This is a genomic window from Mycobacterium sp. NGS27, assembly GCF_059813005.1.
In genome coordinates this window covers 58670-75587 of record NZ_JCALDT010000003.1, presented here as the reverse complement: position 1 = coordinate 75587, position 16918 = coordinate 58670, and the positions used below count along the sequence as shown (strand labels likewise).

The window sequence follows — 16918 nt, the reverse complement described above, 5'->3', positions numbered from 1 at the left end:
GGAGCGGCGGAACATGACCGACATCAAGACCGAATACGACAAGCTTTTCATCGGCGGCAAGTGGACGGAGCCGTCGACCTCCAAGGTGATCGAGGTGCGCTGTCCGGCCACCGGTGAGTACTTCGGCAAGGCGCCCCTGGCGGCAGCGGCCGACGTCGACGCGGCGGTCGCCGCGGCCCGCGCCGCTTTCGACAACGGCCCCTGGCCCACGACGCCGCCGAAGGAACGCGCGGCCGTCATCGCCAACGCCGCCAAGCTGATGGAGGAGCGCAAGGAGCTGCTGAGCGCGCTGCTCGCCGGCGAGACCGGCCAGCCGCCGACCACCATCGAGACGATGCACTGGATGGGCTCGATGGGCGCGATGAACTTCTTCGCCGGCCCGGCCGTCGACCAGGTCAAGTGGCGCGAGATCCGCAACGGCTCCTACGGACAGACCATCGTGCACCGCGAGCCGATCGGCGTGGTCGGCGCGATCGTGGCCTGGAACGTGCCGCTGTTCCTGGCGGTCAACAAGCTGGGCCCCGCGTTGCTGGCCGGCTGCACCGTAGTGCTCAAGCCGGCCGCCGAAACACCTTTGACCACAAATGCTTTGGCGGACATCTTCGTCGAGGCCGGCCTGCCCGAAGGCGTGCTGTCGGTGGTGCCCGGCGGCATCGAGACCGGCCAGGCGCTGACCTCCAACCCAGACGTCGACCTGTTCACGTTCACCGGCAGCTCCGGCGTCGGCAAGGAGATCGGCCGGCGCGCCGCGGAAATGCTCAAGCCGTGCACGCTCGAGCTCGGCGGTAAGTCGGCCGCGATCGTCCTCGAGGACGTCGACCTGGCGTCGGCGGTCCCGATGCTGGTGTTCTCCGGCATCATGAACACCGGGCAGGCCTGCGTGGGCCAGACCCGCATCCTGGCGCCCCGCTCGCGCTACGACGAAATCGTGGATGCGGTCAGTCAATTCGTGCAGGCGCTACCGGTTGGGCCGCCGTCGGACCCGGCCGCCCAGATCGGGTCGCTGATCTCGGAGAAGCAGCGCGCCCGCGTCGAGGGTTACATCGCCAAGGGCATCGAGGAGGGCGCCCGGCTGGTGTGCGGCGGTGGCCGTCCCGAGGGCCTGGACAGCGGCTTCTTCGTGCAGCCCACCGTCTTCGCCGACGTCGACAACAAGATGACGATCGCCCAGGAGGAGATCTTCGGGCCGGTGCTGAGCATCATCCCGTTCGACACCGAGGAGGACGCGATCAAGATCGCCAACGACTCGGCGTATGGCTTGGCCGGCAGCGTGTGGACCACCGACATTCCCAAGGGCATCGAGATCTCGGAGAAGATCCGCACCGGGACCTACGCCATCAACTGGTATGCGTTCGACCCGTGCTGCCCGTTCGGCGGTTACAAGAACTCCGGCATCGGCCGCGAGAACGGGCCCGAGGGCGTCGAGCACTTCACGCAACAGAAGAGCGTGCTGATGCCGATGGGCTACACCGTCGAAAGCTAGGGCTTGACGCGCAGTGTCACGCCAGGGTGACGCGCGGCGTCCCGCACCACGCTCGCGTGACGCTCGAGCCCGGTCAGCGGCCGCAGAACTGGGCGTCGCGGCGTTCGACGAACGACTGCACTCCCTCGGCGGCGTCCTGGCTGGCGAAGAGTTCGATGACGGCCGGGCGTAGCCGTTCGATCGCCGCAGCTTCCCCGCGATCGCGCGCCAGATGGGCCGACTCCAGCGTCGCCCGCACACCCAGCGGCGCGGCGCGATCGGCGATGGTGTGCGCGATGTCGCGAGCCCGGGCCAGGCCCGCCGCGGCGTCGTCGGCCACCTCCTGGACCAGTCCGATGCGGTGCGCCTCGGCGGCGTCGAACTCCTCGCCGGTGAGCAGCCAGCGCATCGCGTTGCCCCACCCGGCGGTTCGGGGCAGGCGGATCGTCGCACCGCCGAACGGATAGATCCCGCGCTGCACCTCCAGCTGTGTGAACCGGGTGCCGGTCGCCGCGATGCGGATGTCTGCGGCCAGCAACAACTCGATGCCCAGCGTCATGCACCAGCCGTGCGCCACGGCGACCAGTGGCGTGGTCCAGGTGCCGTCGAGGCGCCAGGGATCGCGGCCATCGTCCGGAAAGGACAGCTCCCCGCTCGCGATCCCCGGGCCGACGTCGACCAGATCCAGACCTGCGGTGAAGTGGTCGCCCTGCGCGAACAGCACGCCGGCCCGCACCGAGGGATCGGACTCCAGCACGCCGTAGGCGCGGGAAAGGTCGGCGAGCATCGCCCGGTCCAACGCGTTGCGTTTGTGCGGTCGGTTCAGCCCGATGAGTAGGACATGGCCGTCGCGCCGCAGCGCCACGGTGTCCAGTTCCGGCAGGGGCGGGGGCTCGGGGCTGCTGACCATCCGCCCAGTGAAGCGGAAATCTATGAATTATGCAATAAGACATAATCTCGGACTTGTTTAGGTGCACGTAAGCGGCGGCCTCGTCCACCAGGCAGAAGATTTTGCGACTTACGTCACACCGCGCCTGAGAAATAGATTAATTTACAAATGTCTTATATGGTTCATAGCATAATCTAGGGCCCTACACAGGCCGGGAGAACATCATGTGGATCATCGAGCTCAACGTCGCCGGCTACCAATTCACCCGCGAGATGCCGGACTTGCGGCGCCGCACATTTCGCTTAACCCCACGCCAAATGCACTGGCCGGCGTTGCGGCATTCGCACGCTGCATGAGTCGGGCCATGGAAGGTACTCGAACGCCGACTATCGGGAAGGCCGCGCCGGACCAAGCCCCGGCGAAACGTGGGGGCACCCGGACGAAAATGTTGGCCAGCGCCGCCGAGGTGATGCGCGAACGAGGAGCCGCGGGCGTCACCATCGACGCCGTGCTCGCCCGCAGCGGCGCCCCACGCGGTTCGGTTTATTACCACTTTCCCGACGGGCGCAACCAGATCCTGACCGAGGCGCTGCGGTACTCCGGTGACTCGATCACGGCCATCATCGACGAGGCCGCCGGCCGGGGCGCCCGGGTGTTGTTGCAGGAATTCGTCGGGTTCTGGGAGCGGCTGCTGACCGAGGGCGGATTCACCGCCGGCTGCCCGGTCGTGGCGGCGGCGATCGGCTGTTCGGACGACGACGGCCCTAAGCTCTCCACCGAGGCCGGCGCGATCCTGGGCCGTTGGTGCACCGCGCTCACCCGCGCATTCGTCAACGACGGCTTCGAGCAGGCCGATGCCGCGTCGCTGGCCGTGATGTCGATCGCCGCGCTGGAGGGCGCCATCGTGCTCTCCCGCTCAACGCGCAATGCGGGCCCGCTACACCAGGTGGGCGAGCAGCTCGAATTCCTGATCAAGGCAAAGGAATTCGTCGCCCGGAACAAGATTTCCGGAAAGCAGGGCGGCTCAGTCGCTGGCCGGTAACGGCTTGACCTCTTTGAGCTGCAGGGCGGTCTGCCCGATGCTCAGGCTTCCCGCACCCGGCTTGGTCACCAGTACCTCGGCACCGGTTTCGTCGACGTAGCGCTTGCCCATCACCGTGCCGCCGGCGAACGCCGGGTCCAGTTCGCCCGACCGCTCGCCACCGACCGGCACCATCGGCGCACCCCCACACCGCAGATCGTCCAGGCTGTCGGAACTTCTGACGACGATCACCTGGGTGTCACAGACCTGGCTGGCGAGACGAGTTCCGTTCTTGATCATTGATTTCCGTCCTTGATCGCTTACTGCTGGGCCGGCGCGGCGCGCAATCCGGTCAGGGTCTGGATGATTTCCCGCCGCAAGACCTTGCCGGTGGCGGTGGTGGGCAGCTCGTCGCGAAACACTACCTCGTCGGGAGTGCGCGATCCGCGCAAACTCTTGCGGACGAAGTCGCGCAATTCTTCGGGGTCGGGCTCCACGCCCGCGGCGGGCACCACCACCGCGACGATCGCCTGCCCCCACTGCGGGTCCTCGACACCAACCACGGCGACGTCACGCACGTGGGGGTGCTCGACCAGGACCTCTTCCAGCTCGGCGGGCGCGATGTTCTCGCCGCCGCGGATGATGGTGTCGTCGCTGCGCCCGCCGATGAACAGGTAGCCCTCGTCGTCGAGCATGGCGATGTCCTTGGTGGGAAACCAGCCGTTTTCGTCGAGCACCGAACCGATCCCGGTGTAGCGGCCCGACACCTGCTCGCCCCGCACAAACAGCTCGCCCGTCGCACCCGGCGGCAGCACATGGCCGGCCTCGTCGCGGATCTGCAGCTCGATGCCGGCGACCGCTCGGCCCACCGATCCCAGCCGGCGGGCGACATCGGGCGTATCCGCCGCCTGCGCCGCGCGATGGTCGTCGGGCGTCAACACCGCGATCGTCGAGCTGGTCTCGGTCAGGCCGTACGCATTGACGAAGCCCACGTCGGGCAGCAGCTCGAGTGCACGGCGGACCAGCGGCAGCCCGACCTTGGAGCCGCCGTAGGCCAGGTTGCGCAACGACGGCAGCTCGATGGCCGTCCCGTCGCCGTTCTCCAGCACGGTGACGATGCGGTCCAGCATGGTCGGCACCACCGTCGCGGTGGTCACCTTCTCGGCGTTGATCAGCCGAACCCATTCCCGCGCATCGAAATTCGGCAGGTACACCATCTTGCGGCCGGCATAGATATTCGACAGCGCGGCGCTGACCCCGGCGATGTGATACGGCGGCACGCAGATCAGGGCGGCGTCGGTGCCGGCGGCCGACCCGAATTCCACCGTGCCGGTGACGTAACTGGTCAGGTTGTTGTGCGAGAGTTCGACGGCCTTGGGCTGCGACGTGGTGCCCGAGGTGAACAGCACGATCGCGACGGAGTCCGGGTCGGGGAACGCGAGGCCTTCAGTGGCCGGTTCGGCGGTGCGCGCGGCCGCCAGGAAATCGTCGGACACCATCATCCGGTCCGACACGTCGCCGACGGCGTCGCGGTAGCGACTGTCGACGATCACCAACGGGTCGGGCAGCCGCTCGATCAGCGCCTGGATCCCCTCGGCGGAGAGCCGGTAATTGATCGGGGTGAAGGTCACCCCGGCGCGCGCCGCGGCGAAGATCAGCACCGGCAGCATCGCGCCGCCGGTGCCCACGTACGCGACGTGCTTGGCATTCGATGCGGCGATCACCCCCGCGCCGCCGTCGGCAAGATCGCTGAGCTGTTGCGTGCTCAGCCGCAGGTCTCCGGACACCACCGCGGTGCGCTCCGCGCTGTCCGACGCGGCCATCTCGAGCAGCAGCGAAATGCTCATCTCGGTCTTTCTCCGGTATCAACACGTTACAAAGCCGGCCAAAAGTGTCATGCCCGTCTGTAGTTTAGATCACGCAACATTCCGCGGACCCGGCACCGGTCGCCCGCTGCATCACCCGGGCGTGGCGGCGCGGCCAGGCGCTCGATGCGCGTGGCCGTCCCGCTGCTGGAACTCGGCGCAGTTGCGCGCTCACAACTATCGCAAGCCTTGCGGCACAACAGCTTTGAACCGCCTGATATCAGGTGCCAGTCCACTTGGGTGGGCGCTTCTCGGCGAACGCGATGGCACCCTCCTTGGCGTCGTTGGAGGAAAACACCGGAGTCAGCAGCTTGTTCTGCTCGGCGAACATCTCGTCGGGGCTCCAGCCCCGGGACTCCACGATGATCCGCTTGGTGGCCGCCACCGCGAGCGGCCCGTTCGCCGCGATCTTTTCGGCCAGCTCGACCGCGGCGTCCAGCGCGGCGCCCGGCTCGGCCAGCACGTTCACCATGCCCAGCGCATGCGCGCGCTCGGCGCTCAGGTTCTCGCCGGTCAGCGCCAGTTCCATGGCGATCGCGGACGGGATGCGCTGCGGCAGCCGCAGCAGCCCGCCGCCACCGGCGACCAGCCCACGCTTGACTTCCGGAATGCCGAACGCGGCGTCCTTCGATGCCACGATCAGGTCGGTGGCCAACGCCAGCTCGGTACCGCCGGCCAGCGCGTAGCCCTCCACCGCGGCGATCAGCGGCTTGACCGGGGGACGCTCGGTGAAGCCCATACCCCGGCCCTCGACGATGGGAAGCTCGCCGCGGGCGAAGGCCTTGAGGTCCATGCCGGCGCAGAACGAACCGCCCGCGCCGGTCAGGATGCCCACCGAGAGGCCGGTCTCGTTGTCGAGCCGATCCACGGCCGCGGCCAGGCCATTGGCCACCGCGGAGTTGACCGCATTCTTGGCCTTGGGCCGGTTGATCGTGATGATGAGGATTCGATCCCGTTGTTCGACCAGAACTTCGGGTTCTTCGGTGCCGGCCTCTTGATTTCCACTGCTCACGGTGCCGCGGCTCCTTACACGGATCGGTGGCTCTGGGATAGCTCCTGTCGGACCGATGGTAACGGTCGGCGGAAATGGCGTTAACAGCCCAAAGAGATTCGGCTTACCGCCAACGCCGAGTCGGCCAGGAATCCGTGTCGATCACGCCGGAGCCATTGCCGCTTCGATGACCGTTAGGTTCTCGGAAAGCCCTGCGGCCCTGCGTATCTCGATGAAGTCGGCGACCATGGCGTCGGAAACCTCGTGCGGGTCCTCGAGCGTGGAGCCGTCCGAGAGCACCGAGATGTTGAGCTGATCGACGTAACTCCACACGGTGATGTTGAGGCCGCTGCCGGCGGTCAACGGGCCCACCGAATAGATCTCGGTGACCAGTGCCCCGCCCACCCGGCCGCGTTCCCGGGGGCCGGGCACGTTGGAGATGTTCAGGTTGAGGATCTTGTTGTGTCCGTCGCGACCGGAGGCCCAGCGGAAGAAGGCCTGGGTGGGCGCCGGTGGCATGTAGGCCGCCCACCTGCTGACCAGCTCCGGCCCCATCAGCTGGTTGCTTTCCTTTGCGGCGATGGCGTTTTCGTGGCAGCACCGCACCCGCTCCAGCGGATCGTCGGAGTTCGTCGGCAGGCCCACCAGTACGCCGGTGAAGCGATTGCCCGAGATCCGTTCGGGCGAGAAGTCGAAACTCATCGGCACCGACGCGAGCAGCGGTTCGGCCTTGCCGTCGTATCGCAACAGCAGGGTGCGAAGGGCGCCGGTCGCCATGGCCAGCACCATGTCGTTGATCGTCGCCCCGAGCCGCTTGCCGGTCTCCTTGACGTCGGCCAGGGCCAGGGTGGCGGTCGCGAACCGCCGTTCCGGGGTGATCTTGTGGTTCATGAAGGTCGGCGGCGGCTCGAACGGCCGCGTCAGTTCCGGGGAGAGTTTGCGGGAGCTGCGGCGCACCCGGCCCAGGCCCTGGGCGGTGTAGCGGAAGGTGTGGGGCAGCGCTCCGACATGGCGCATGTGGTCGGCGAATGCCGATGCCATCAGCTGCCGCGTGGTGGGCGCCGGGTCGCACACGTACGGACCGCCCTCCGGGCCGGGCTGCAGGTCCATGCCCCGGGCCAACAGGTTCGCGGACGCGACGCCGTCGGCCAGCGCGTGATGGATTTTGCCGACGACCGCGATCCGGTTGTTGGCCAAACCCTCCACGAAGTACATCTCCCACAGCGGACGGCTGCGGTCGAGTTGCGTGCTGGCGATCTGCCCGATGGCCTCGTCCAGTTCGCGCCGGCCCCCTGGCGGCGACACCCGCCAGGGGCGGATGTGATAGTCCAGGTCCAGGTCGCAGTTCTCTCGCCACATCGGGTGGTGTAAGTGCAGCGGCACCTCGACGAGCTGGTAGCAGAACGGATCGAGCTTGTTCAGCCGCCCGGCGATGACTTCGCGAAACGTGTCGACGTTCAGCGAGCGGCGGTCGGCGTCCAGCTCGATCACGGCCGCTTTGATGGTGTGCATGTGGACGTTCGGCGTTTCGCTGTACAGGAGTACGGCGTCCCACCCGCTAAGCCTCTTCACCGCTGCCCCTTGCCCATAGAGGGACCATACTCAGCGGCGACGTTCAGATGACCTCTTTTGCCCCGACGCGTGTCTTGGTGCGGTAGATCTGGTTGAGGAACAACGAGGTGACGTGCGCGGCGGCGGCGGCGCGCTCGCCGTCGACGAGGTCATACCCGTGGCCGGCGCCGGGGAATTCGAGGTAGCCGACCATCGAATGCGATACCGCCCGAAGCCGCTCGACGAAGCTGCGTGCCTGTTCGACGGGTATCACCGAGTCTTTGCTGCCGTGAATGACCAGGAAGGGCGGCGCGTTGCGGTGCACACGCGCGATCGGCGATGCGTCGTGAAAGATGTCGGGGCGCCGCGCGATCGACTTCTTCACCACGATGCGCTCCAGGAACTCGACGAACCGTTCGCGCTCCGGCGTCGAGCGATCCTCCCAGTCGTAGCGGCCGTAGATCCCGACGACCGCGTCCACGGAGGTGTTCGCGCCCTCGGGCAGCTTGGCCTGAAACTGCGGATCGTCGGGCGTGAGCCCGGCCAGCGCGCACAGGTGGCCGCCGGCCGAACATCCCGCTATCGCCACGAAATCGCGGTCACCGCCGAACTTGTCGACGTTGGCTCGTGCCCAGGCGATGGCGGTTTTGACGTCGATGATGTGGCGTGGCCAGCGGTGGTGCGGGGCGGCGCGGTAGTTGACCGCCAGGCACACCCAGCCCTGCTCCGCGAGCCGCGACATGAGCGCCGAACCCTGACCCATGCACTTGCCGTGCACCCAGGCGCCGCCCGGCAGGAAGATCAGGACCGGCGCGGGCTGCGCGGGCAGGTCTTGGCGCCGCCAGACGTCGAGCACCTGATCGGGGTGGTCGCCGTAGTGCACGGCGCGGCGGTAGAGATAGCGGCGCTGGCGCAGGCCCGCCCAGATCGGCGGTGTCTTTGCGGCGACGGGCCAGTCCGTCTCGAGATCGGCTGCCGACACGACCCCGCGTAGCGCGGCGAGGGATACCCGTTGCGTGCTTTCGCGGTCGCGGCGGCGTACGTCGCTGATCCCCGGCGTGAACCAGTCCCTGGTCGCCGCGGAGATCGCCTCCGGAGCGTGCCGGGCTCCCCAGACGCCCATGGCGGTCAGGCCACCCAGGGGTTCGAGATGCTTGCCGACCACGGGCAGCGAAGTCCCCGCCACGCTCAACGCCAGCGCATAGTCGCCGGGGCGGGCCCGCAGCAACCATTTCACGCAATTGGTAATGCCCGGTCCAGTCACCGTCATGGAGGGGACTGTACCCCTCACCGCGATTGACAAACTGACGTTTCCGTCGAACGGGCGACGGCAGCGAAAACGCTTTGCCCAGTGCGCACGTTGCAGGCGGTATTTACGCTGCTTGAACCGCCTTTCGCGGTTTTCAGCCTGCGACGCATGTTGCTGTGTACGACACGCTTACCTGACCGTCAGGTCGGCGATCACCCGGCCACCGACCAGGCTGACGCCGGTCAGCGTGAGCCCCACCTGCGCGGCCAGCGCGGCAGCGCTGTCCACCCCGACGGATGCCCAGCGAAACCAGGGGCCGACCTCGCCCGACGCCTCCAGCCGGACCCATCGCGAACAGATCCCGATGGCCTCGGCGTCGAATTCGGCAATGCAACGGCCACCGCGGGCCAGCAGTTCGAAGGCGCGCCGGAGAATTCGCAGCGGATCCCCACCCAGCCCGACATTGCCATCGACCAGCAAAACCGTCTGCCACAGGCCCATTCCCGGCAGCGGCTCGAACACATCGCCCAACAGGGCCGGCGCACCGCCGCGGCCCGCCAGCTGAATCGCGGTCGCAGACCGGTCGATGCCGAGCGCCGGGATGCCCCGCCGGATCAGCCTCGCCACCAATCGGCCCGGGCCGCAGCCCAACTCGATCGTCGGCCCGGTGCACATCTGCGTGACGGCTTCGTCGAAGATTTCGTCGAAGGCGCCACCAGATCCATCACCGGGACATCGCACACCCAACCATTTGTGCGTCGGCAGTGGCCGCAGTTCGCCGTCGTCATGACGGATCCAACATCGCTCGCCGCCGAGTGCCCGATCGTAGAGTTGCCCAAGCATTTCACGTCCCTCGCGTCCTGGCCGATCGGGCGGCGCACCGGCGCTCGGTCCCCCCGAAGGACGTTGCGGCGACGTACCGGCAAACCCCAACAAGCTGACGGCAAGCACGTGCGCCAGCACTGCTCCGATACCCCGATCGTGGCTCGGTTAATCCCCCTCTCTTTCAAGGCCCTTCCTGCGGCTACGTTGCAGCGCCGGGCGTGGTTCACCCACGGCGGCGATCGGCGGCAGACCGGCGTGGCCACCGCGCAACCGATAGCGCCCGAATCATGGCCGCCGGCAGGGCTTTTCGCCGCTGCGAATCCTGTCCAAATCAGCCGAACAGGAATGCGTCCAGCAGCTCGTTGACCCGCGCGGGATCTTCCAGCGCCGCCAGGTGGGCCACCCCGTCGAGCACGGTGAAGCATGCGCCGCCGATGGAGTCGGCCATCGCCCGCGTCTCGCGCACCGGGAAGGTGGCGTCTTCAGCGCCCGCGACCACCAGCACCCGGGCCGTGACGCGACCCAGCAGGGCGTGCTGGTCGGGTCGGGCGGACACCACGCTGCGCACCGCCCAACGGACCGAATCGGTGTTCACCGACTGCACGGCTGCCCGCACCGTCGCCACCACGTCCGGGCGGGTGCGCAGCGTCGTCGGGCCCAAGAAGGCGCGGACGGCCGAGCGGGTCAGCGGCGGCCGGATGCCGCCCAGCAGCCTCGCCACCCGGAGCATGGCAGCGTACTGCACCTGTTGCACGACAGGCGCTTTCGAGGCCGTGCAATTCATCAGCACCGCGCGGTCGACGCGGTCGGGGTAGAGGGCGGCGAAGGTGCCGCCGATCATCCCGCCCCACGAGTTGCCGACGAAATGCGCCCTGTCGATGTTGAGGCCGTCCAGTAGTTCGACGACGCAGCGCGCGCAGTCGGTGAAGCTGAACATCGCGCGCAGCGGCGCACTGCGCCCGTGGCCGGGCGGATCGATCAGCACCAGGCGGTGTGAGTCGCCGAAGCGTGCGGCCTGGCCGGCCCACAGATCGCCAGTCATCAACAGGCTGGGCCACATCAGGACGGCGGGCCCGGTCCCCGCACTCACCTGCACCCGGATCGCCCCGAGAGCCGTATCGACCAACCGCGAAGCCAGCCGGGGATTGTCGACGGTCACGCTGCCTCCTGAAGTCCTAGTGGGTACGGCGGACCACGCATCGCCGTCCCTTGATTTTCCGCGTCGGTGATACTTGTCCGGTGACGAACAACGATGTTCATCCCGACCTGCAGCGATTTGCCCGCTTCGCTCCGCGGCGGCTCGTCAGTCCGCGCACCCTGCCGCTGATGCGGGTGGGGATGGCGTGGCGGGGGCGCCTCGGCAAGCCCGTCGCCGGCGTCGAGGCGATCACGCTCGGTTCCGGGGCCGGCGTCCGGCTGTTCCGGCCCGCGGGGGCCACCGAGGCCACCCCTGCGCTGTTGTGGATCCATGGTGGCGGATACGTGATCGGCACCGCCCAGCAGGACGACCGGCTCTGCAGCCGATTCAGCAGGCGGTTGGGCATCACCGTCGCCTCGGTCGAATACCGCCTGGCGCCCCAACATCCCTATCCCACCCCGCTGGAAGACTGCTATGCGGCACTCACCTGGCTGGCCGGGCTGCCATCGGTGGACCGCTACCGCATCGCCATCGGCGGCGCCAGCGCCGGCGGTGGGCTCGCGGCGGCCCTGGCCCTGCTGGCCCGCGACCGTGCCGAGGTGAGCCCGGCGTTCCAGCTGCTGACCTATCCCATGCTCGACGACCGCAGTTCGGCCACCGCGCCCAATGCGAACTACCGGCTGTGGGACAACCGCAGCAACAGGTTCGGCTGGGCGGCCTACCTGGGCGACGCCGACCCGCAGGTGGCCGTCCCCGGCCGCCGCGACGACCTGGGCGGATTGCCGCCGGCCTGGATCGGGGTGGGTACGCATGACCTGTTCCACGACGAAAACCTGGCCTACGCCGAGCGCCTGCGCGCCGCGGGGGTGCCGTGCCAGGTGGAAACCATTCCGGGCGCCTTCCACGGTTTCGACCTGATTTTGCCGAAAGCCCAAGTGTCCCAGCGGTTTTTCGACAGCCAATGCGACAGTCTTCGGGCGGCGTTGGCCCCCGCCGCTTGATCCGCCTCACATCGCGAAGTACACCAGCTCGCCACCGATGATGGTGGCCGCCACCAGCCCCGCGTCCAGGGCCGCCAGCGCCGTAGCCGGCGGCTCGTTGAGCACGCACAGGTCGCCCGGCTGCCCGATCTCCACGGTGCGTGGCCGGCCGGGCTGATCGGCCCTGCCCAGAAACATCGTCAAAGCCTCTCGCGCAGAGACACATTCGCGCGCCCCCAGCACGGCGCCCCGCGGAGTGGTGCGGTGGACCGCGGCGCGCATCGCCGTCCATGGGTCGCCATGGCCGAACGGCATGTCGGTGGACAGCGCGACCGGCACCCTCGCGTAGCGCAGGGAGGCGACGCGCCACAGCTGATCGTGCTCGGCGACGGGGACTTCGGCGAGGTACTGATCGCCGCGCTCGGCGACGAAGTTGGGCTGCGTCACCACCGTGACCCCGAGGTCGGCCAGGTCGGCCAGGTTGTCGTCGGGCACCACGGCGGCGTGTTCGATGCGGTCCTTCGGATGGCCGCCGGCCGCGCGCAGCGCCGCTAGGGCCACCACCAGCTGTGCCGCGGTCACGCAGTGCACCGCGACCGGTTGTCCACTGTCATGTTGGCGCGCAATCCATTCCGTGAGGGCATCGAGGTCGAGGCGGTCGTCGTGCAGGATCTTCTTGCCCGGCGACAGGAAACTCAGCCGGGGCCGGAACTCGCCGCGCTGGTGCGCCGCCGTCAGCGACTCCATGTCGTCGGCATCGAGATCGGGGGTTGCGTCCGTGACGCCGGTGACACCGGTCGCGGTGATCCGGCGGCTCAATTCGGCCAGATCGGTTTCGCGCCGCTGCAGCGCCAGCGACCAGCCCCGGTCGGCGCTGCGCAGCCGCCCATCGGGATGATCGGCCAGGCCGACGCGGCCCAGCGCCTCGGAATTGAGGATCCACAGCGCCCCGCTGCGGTGCTGAATGCGCACCGGCACGTGCGAAACGATGGCGTCGAGGGTGCCCCGATCGAGTTCTCCGGCAACCGAATCGTGGTATCCCACAGCGCGAATCCAGCCGTCGGGTCCCGGGGTGGCGTTCGCGAGCAATTGCGTGAGCTGCGACGCGTTGCTGACCCCCGGCGGCCCGACGAAGAACGAATCGAGCGCCGAGGCCGCAGAACGCACGTGCACATGGTGGTCGTGTAGCCCGGGCAGGACGGCGCCGCCGCCCGCGTACAGCACACCCTCGCCCGCCCGGGGCACCAGACCCTCCCCCGGCGGCGCCATCTCCTCGATCAGCGCGCCCACCCGGATGTCTGTCGTGGTGCCGTCCAGCAGGGTTGCCCGCTGAATCAGCATGACAGCACGCGCCTTTGGCTCACCAAATGGCGCACCGCCGCGTTGTCGGCGCCCGGCCCGGATGCCGGACCCGACGCCGGCGGGGCCGACGGTGCAGACACCGGCGCCGACGACGCCGACGCCTCGACCGGCAGGGCCGCGTAGGTCGCGGCGACCCCGGCCATGGACACGCCGATCAACTCGCCGCCACCGCGGGCCAGGGATTTGGCCACCGCGAGCGTCGCCTCGAGCCCGGTCAACGGGTCGGCGATGGCGTCGCCGCAGAACACCGGCCCGCCGGCGCTGGTGCCGACCAGTCCGCCGGCCACCGCGGTGTCGTCCCCGAATCCCGGCCGGCGGCCGTCATATCCGGTGATCTGCAACCAGATTCGACCCGCGCGTGGGGCGATGTCATCGGGCCCGAGGCCCCGGCGCGCCAGCGCCGCGCGGCGCGAGCCCTCGATGACGACGTCGCTGGCCGCGAGCAGGTCACGCAGTTCGTCGGCCTGGCTGTCGAAATCGGCTTCGTAACAAAGCTTTTGGCCGTTGATCCAATCGAAGAAGGCCGGATGGCCGGCCCGGGTACCGTCTCGGCGGCGCGGGCTTTCGACCTTGACGACGGTCGCTCCGGCGCGGGCCAGCAGCCGCCCGCACAGCGGCCCCGCCCACATCGAGGACAGGTCGGCCACCAGCAGGCCCGGTAACACGCGCGGCGCCGACCGCGGTCCTGTCACGCGTATCCGCGGCGGCGCGGGCGCGGCCTCGCCCAGGCCCGCCACCGGAAGGTCGAGCAGCGCCGCCCGCTCGACGATTTCGGCCACCGGACGGGCCGCCACCCAGCGCCCCAACACCGGCCACGGGTCGGCGTCGACGTCGTCGACCTGCAGCAGGGCCGGGACGGCGGCGAGGTCGTCGGGCCGCGAGAGGGTGAGCGCGCAGCAGCCGTCCCGGGCGGCGAACAGGCGGGTGCCGCCGCCCGGCGACACCCGACCGCGACGAGTCAGCCCCAGCAGTGCGGCCCGCCCGGTCAGCAGGCTCACCGCGTCGACGTCGATACCCAGTCCGCCGCCGATGGCCGTCGCGACCTGGTGCGCGCGGGCCAGCACGCTGGCGCGGGAGAAGTCGGCGGGACCGTCGGGCAGGCCGGTCAAGTAGGCCAGCCCGCTGCTGCCCCAGTTGGTTGCGGCCGAGCTCACGACCCCATTGTGCGCGTGGCGCACGGCGGCCTCAGAACTGCAGCGCGTGAAACCGCCAGTCCAGCACCGGACGGTCCGGTTCTGCGTCGCCGACGGCGTACACCAGCGACCGCAGCCCCAACACGCCGCCGTGATCGGCCGGCTCCGTGGATTCGATGTGCAGCTCGCTGTACAGGGTGTCGCCCTCGTGCACGGGTCCGGTGTGGTCGCAGGACTGCCAGTTCAGCACCGTGACCAGATTGGGCAGCAGCCTGCTCGCCTGCGCCAAAGCCAGCCCGATGGTATGCCCGCCGTACACGAGCCGGCGCCCACCGACTCGCGAATCGTGATGCGTGGCAGCGATATTCAGGGTGAGCCGGGCCAGTTCGGGTGCGCTGCTGACCACGTCGGCGGTGCTGTGCAACACCGAGCCCGCCAAGCCGGCATCGAAGTGCGGCCCGGGCACCTTGTCGCGGAACACCTTTCCGTCCCACTGCGCGGTCGGATCGTGGGCCGGGCCGGGCACGTCGGCGCCGATGGCCGACAGATCGTCGTCGGGCCCGTCCTCCGGCCGCCAATCCGGGCTGGCGGGCAGCATGCCGCAGCGGTAGAAGTCGAGCACCAGCTGATCGGCCTGGTCTATCGTGATCATCCGCAGCGCCGCAAGGCCCGTCGGCGCCCGGCCCGGCTTGGGCGAATTCGCGCGCAGCCCAACCACTTCGGTGCGGGTGTAGAGGGAATCGCCGATCACCGGGAACCGGTGGAACACCAGGTTGCGATAAAACAGGTTGGCCTTGACCCGCTGGGTCACCAACGTCGACTGCCCGATCGCCACGTCGCACACCAGCCCCGGGTGGGCCAGCGGCGCCGGTAGGCCCGTCACCGCGCCGCACAGGTCAGCGTCCAGCGCCAGGCGCAACCGGTCGCCCACGATGGCCTGATGGGCGCCGGCCAGCCCCGACGACAACGTCATCGACGGCGCCCAGTCGAACACCTGCCCAACCGACAGGTCGTCGAAGTAGGGTCCCCCCTCGCGAATCCCCGCATACCCGTCACTCGTCACAACGCCCCATGCTGGCAGGCTGTGGAATCGAGGGTCAACTTCGTGGCGATCGCGAGTGCGGCGAAGCCGGGCGAAGCGGGTCGCCACCATCTGGGCTCGTGGCGATCGCGAGTGCGGCGAAGCCGGGCGAAGCGGGTCGCCACCATCAGGGCTGGAAGGTGATCGCAGGTGAACGACGAAGAAGAGATGCTGGTCGCCACGGTGCGGGCGTTCATCGACCGCGACGTCAAACCGAGCATTCGCGAGGTCGAGCACGCCAACACCTACCCCGAGGCGTGGATCGACCAGATGAAGCGGATCGGCATCTACGGCCTGGCCGTTCCGGAGGAATACGGCGGGTCGCCGGTGTCCATGCCGTGCTACGTGCGGGTCACCGAGGAACTGGCGCGCGGCTGGATGAGCCTGGCCGGTGCGATGGGCGGGCACACCGTTGTCGCCAAACTGCTGACGCTGTTCGGCACCGAGGATCAGAAGCGGACTTACCTGCCGCGGATGGCCAGCGGAGAGGTGCGCGCCACCATGGCGCTGACCGAGCCCGGCGGCGGCTCGGATCTGCAGAACATGACGACCACCGCGCTGCCCGATGCCGACGGGCTGGTGATCAACGGATCCAAGACCTGGATCAGCAACGCGCGCCGTTCCGGACTGATCGCGCTGCTGTGTAAGACCGATCCGGATGCCACACCGCGCCACAAGGGCATCTCGATCGTGCTCGTCGAGCACGGCCCGGGCCTGACGGTGTCGCGGGATCTGCCGAAGCTGGGCTACAAGGGCGTCGAGTCGTGCGAGCTGTCGTTCGACAACTTCCGGACACCCCGCACGGCGCTGCTGGGAGGCGTTGCGGGCGAAGGCTTTTCGCAGATGATGAAGGGACTCGAGACGGGACGTATCCAGGTGGCCTCTCGTGCCCTGGGGGTGGCCACCGCGGCGCTCGAGGACGCGCTGGCTTATGCCCAGCAGCGGGAGAGCTTCGGCCAGCCGATCTGGCAGCACCAGTCGATCGGTAATTACCTGGCCGACATGGCCACCAAACTCACCGCGGCCCGCCAGCTCACCCGGTATGCCGCCGAGCGGTACGACAGTGGCGAACGCTGCGACATGGAAGCCGGCATGGCGAAATTGTTTGCCTCCGAGGTCGCCATGGAGATCGCGCTGAACGCGGTGCGAATACACGGCGGATACGGCTATTCCACCGAATACGACGTCGAACGCTACTTCCGGGACGCACCGTTGATGATCGTCGGCGAAGGCACGAACGAGATCCAGCGAAATGTGATTGCCCGGCAACTGGTGACGCGCGGCGGCGTCTGATCCGGCTCACCAATCTCGCGGCCCGAGAACATAGTTTGGGAGTATATTTACCTGACTCTGAACCAAAGGGAAAGGCAG

At 68.6% G+C, this 16918-nt stretch carries 16 protein-coding genes; 5 read left to right on the top strand and 11 right to left on the bottom strand.

Going from position 1 to position 16918, the window contains the following annotated elements:
* Positions 1 to 13: 13 nt before the first annotated feature.
* Positions 14 to 1483 carry an aldehyde dehydrogenase gene (locus AC5Y30_RS08890; RefSeq protein WP_499917752.1) on the top strand — a complete coding sequence of 490 codons (1470 nt, stop codon included), beginning with the start codon at positions 14 to 16 and terminating at the stop codon, positions 1481 to 1483.
* A gap of 73 nt (positions 1484 to 1556) precedes the next feature.
* On the opposite strand, the gene AC5Y30_RS08885 is transcribed toward AC5Y30_RS08890, so the two are convergent.
* The gene (locus tag AC5Y30_RS08885) at positions 1557 to 2372 is read right to left on the bottom strand and encodes a crotonase/enoyl-CoA hydratase family protein (RefSeq protein WP_499917751.1); all 816 of its coding nucleotides are present in this window, start codon (positions 2370 to 2372) and stop codon (positions 1557 to 1559) included.
* A gap of 203 nt (positions 2373 to 2575) precedes the next feature.
* On the opposite strand from AC5Y30_RS08885, the gene AC5Y30_RS08880 reads away from it, so the two are divergent.
* Both AC5Y30_RS08880 and AC5Y30_RS08875 read left to right on the top strand, forming a co-directional pair.
* Positions 2576 to 2707 carry a hypothetical protein gene (locus AC5Y30_RS08880; protein ID WP_499917750.1) on the top strand — a complete coding sequence of 44 codons (132 nt, stop codon included), beginning with the start codon at positions 2576 to 2578 and terminating at the stop codon, positions 2705 to 2707.
* An 8-nt stretch (positions 2708 to 2715) separates the two neighbouring features.
* Positions 2716 to 3393, top strand: coding sequence for a TetR/AcrR family transcriptional regulator (locus AC5Y30_RS08875; RefSeq protein ID WP_499917749.1), 678 nt, complete (start codon positions 2716 to 2718; stop codon positions 3391 to 3393).
* On the opposite strand, the gene AC5Y30_RS08870 is transcribed toward AC5Y30_RS08875, so the two are convergent.
* From AC5Y30_RS08870 to AC5Y30_RS08840, 7 genes are all read right to left on the bottom strand, one after another.
* A complete protein-coding gene (locus AC5Y30_RS08870) occupies positions 3376 to 3672 on the bottom strand; it encodes a hypothetical protein (RefSeq protein ID WP_499917748.1) in 297 nt (98 codons plus the stop codon). The two genes, AC5Y30_RS08875 and AC5Y30_RS08870, sit on opposite strands and share 18 nt — an antisense overlap.
* 20 nt (positions 3673 to 3692) lie before the next feature.
* Positions 3693 to 5219 carry a class I adenylate-forming enzyme family protein gene (locus AC5Y30_RS08865; protein ID WP_499917747.1) on the bottom strand — a complete coding sequence of 509 codons (1527 nt, stop codon included), beginning with the start codon at positions 5217 to 5219 and terminating at the stop codon, positions 3693 to 3695.
* 238 nt (positions 5220 to 5457) lie between these two features.
* Entirely contained in the window at positions 5458 to 6249 is a 792-nt protein-coding gene (locus AC5Y30_RS08860) for a crotonase/enoyl-CoA hydratase family protein (RefSeq protein WP_499917746.1), read from the bottom strand.
* A gap of 141 nt (positions 6250 to 6390) precedes the next feature.
* A complete protein-coding gene (locus AC5Y30_RS08855; protein ID WP_499917745.1) occupies positions 6391 to 7800 on the bottom strand; it encodes a WS/DGAT/MGAT family O-acyltransferase in 1410 nt (469 codons plus the stop codon).
* 43 nt (positions 7801 to 7843) lie between these two features.
* Complete coding sequence (locus tag AC5Y30_RS08850; protein ID WP_499917744.1) at positions 7844 to 9049, bottom strand: alpha/beta hydrolase fold domain-containing protein; 1206 nt, start codon at positions 9047 to 9049, stop codon at positions 7844 to 7846.
* A 168-nt stretch (positions 9050 to 9217) separates the two neighbouring features.
* On the bottom strand, positions 9218 to 9871 hold the full coding sequence (locus AC5Y30_RS08845; RefSeq protein ID WP_499917743.1) for a class I SAM-dependent methyltransferase: 654 nt from the start codon (positions 9869 to 9871) through the stop codon (positions 9218 to 9220).
* A gap of 313 nt (positions 9872 to 10184) precedes the next feature.
* Positions 10185 to 10913: an alpha/beta fold hydrolase gene (locus AC5Y30_RS08840; RefSeq protein WP_499918227.1), complete on the bottom strand. Its 729-nt coding sequence runs from the start codon at positions 10911 to 10913 to the stop codon at positions 10185 to 10187.
* A gap of 179 nt (positions 10914 to 11092) precedes the next feature.
* Here AC5Y30_RS08840 and AC5Y30_RS08835 point away from each other — a divergent pair, with 179 nt between their 5' ends.
* Positions 11093 to 11992, top strand: coding sequence for an alpha/beta hydrolase (locus AC5Y30_RS08835; protein ID WP_499917742.1), 900 nt, complete (start codon positions 11093 to 11095; stop codon positions 11990 to 11992).
* 6 nt (positions 11993 to 11998) lie between these two features.
* Here the strand turns inward: AC5Y30_RS08835 and AC5Y30_RS08830 are convergent, their stop codons facing one another.
* Genes AC5Y30_RS08830 through AC5Y30_RS08820 form a run of 3 tightly spaced genes read right to left on the bottom strand, consistent with a single transcriptional unit; the run spans position 11999 to position 15529 of the window.
* Positions 11999 to 13312: an amidohydrolase family protein gene (locus AC5Y30_RS08830; protein WP_499917741.1), complete on the bottom strand. Its 1314-nt coding sequence runs from the start codon at positions 13310 to 13312 to the stop codon at positions 11999 to 12001.
* Complete coding sequence (locus tag AC5Y30_RS08825) at positions 13306 to 14487, bottom strand: CoA transferase (RefSeq protein WP_499917740.1); 1182 nt, start codon at positions 14485 to 14487, stop codon at positions 13306 to 13308. Before AC5Y30_RS08825 ends, AC5Y30_RS08830 begins: the two co-directional genes overlap by 7 nt.
* Positions 14488 to 14518: 31 nt before the next feature.
* Positions 14519 to 15529 carry a MaoC family dehydratase gene (locus AC5Y30_RS08820; protein WP_499917739.1) on the bottom strand — a complete coding sequence of 337 codons (1011 nt, stop codon included), beginning with the start codon at positions 15527 to 15529 and terminating at the stop codon, positions 14519 to 14521.
* A 168-nt stretch (positions 15530 to 15697) separates the two neighbouring features.
* On the opposite strand from AC5Y30_RS08820, the gene AC5Y30_RS08815 reads away from it, so the two are divergent.
* Positions 15698 to 16840, top strand: a complete 1143-nt coding sequence (locus AC5Y30_RS08815) for an acyl-CoA dehydrogenase family protein (protein WP_499917738.1) — start codon at positions 15698 to 15700, stop codon at positions 16838 to 16840.
* The last annotated feature ends 78 nt before the right edge of the window (positions 16841 to 16918 follow it).

Coding starts and splice junctions, on each gene's coding strand:
- AC5Y30_RS08890 (WP_499917752.1), top strand. CDS start 14: ATGACCGACATCAAGACCGAATACGACAAGCTTTTCATCGGCGGCAAG.
- AC5Y30_RS08885 (WP_499917751.1), bottom strand. CDS start 2,372: ATGGTCAGCAGCCCCGAGCCCCCGCCCCTGCCGGAACTGGACACCGTG.
- AC5Y30_RS08880 (WP_499917750.1), top strand. CDS start 2,576: ATGTGGATCATCGAGCTCAACGTCGCCGGCTACCAATTCACCCGCGAG.
- AC5Y30_RS08875 (WP_499917749.1), top strand. CDS start 2,716: ATGGAAGGTACTCGAACGCCGACTATCGGGAAGGCCGCGCCGGACCAA.
- AC5Y30_RS08870 (WP_499917748.1), bottom strand. CDS start 3,672: ATGATCAAGAACGGAACTCGTCTCGCCAGCCAGGTCTGTGACACCCAG.
- AC5Y30_RS08865 (WP_499917747.1), bottom strand. CDS start 5,219: ATGAGCATTTCGCTGCTGCTCGAGATGGCCGCGTCGGACAGCGCGGAG.
- AC5Y30_RS08850 (WP_499917744.1), bottom strand. CDS start 9,049: ATGACGGTGACTGGACCGGGCATTACCAATTGCGTGAAATGGTTGCTG.
- AC5Y30_RS08845 (WP_499917743.1), bottom strand. CDS start 9,871: ATGCTTGGGCAACTCTACGATCGGGCACTCGGCGGCGAGCGATGTTGG.
- AC5Y30_RS08840 (WP_499918227.1), bottom strand. CDS start 10,913: ATGTGGCCCAGCCTGTTGATGACTGGCGATCTGTGGGCCGGCCAGGCC.
- AC5Y30_RS08830 (WP_499917741.1), bottom strand. CDS start 13,312: ATGCTGATTCAGCGGGCAACCCTGCTGGACGGCACCACGACAGACATC.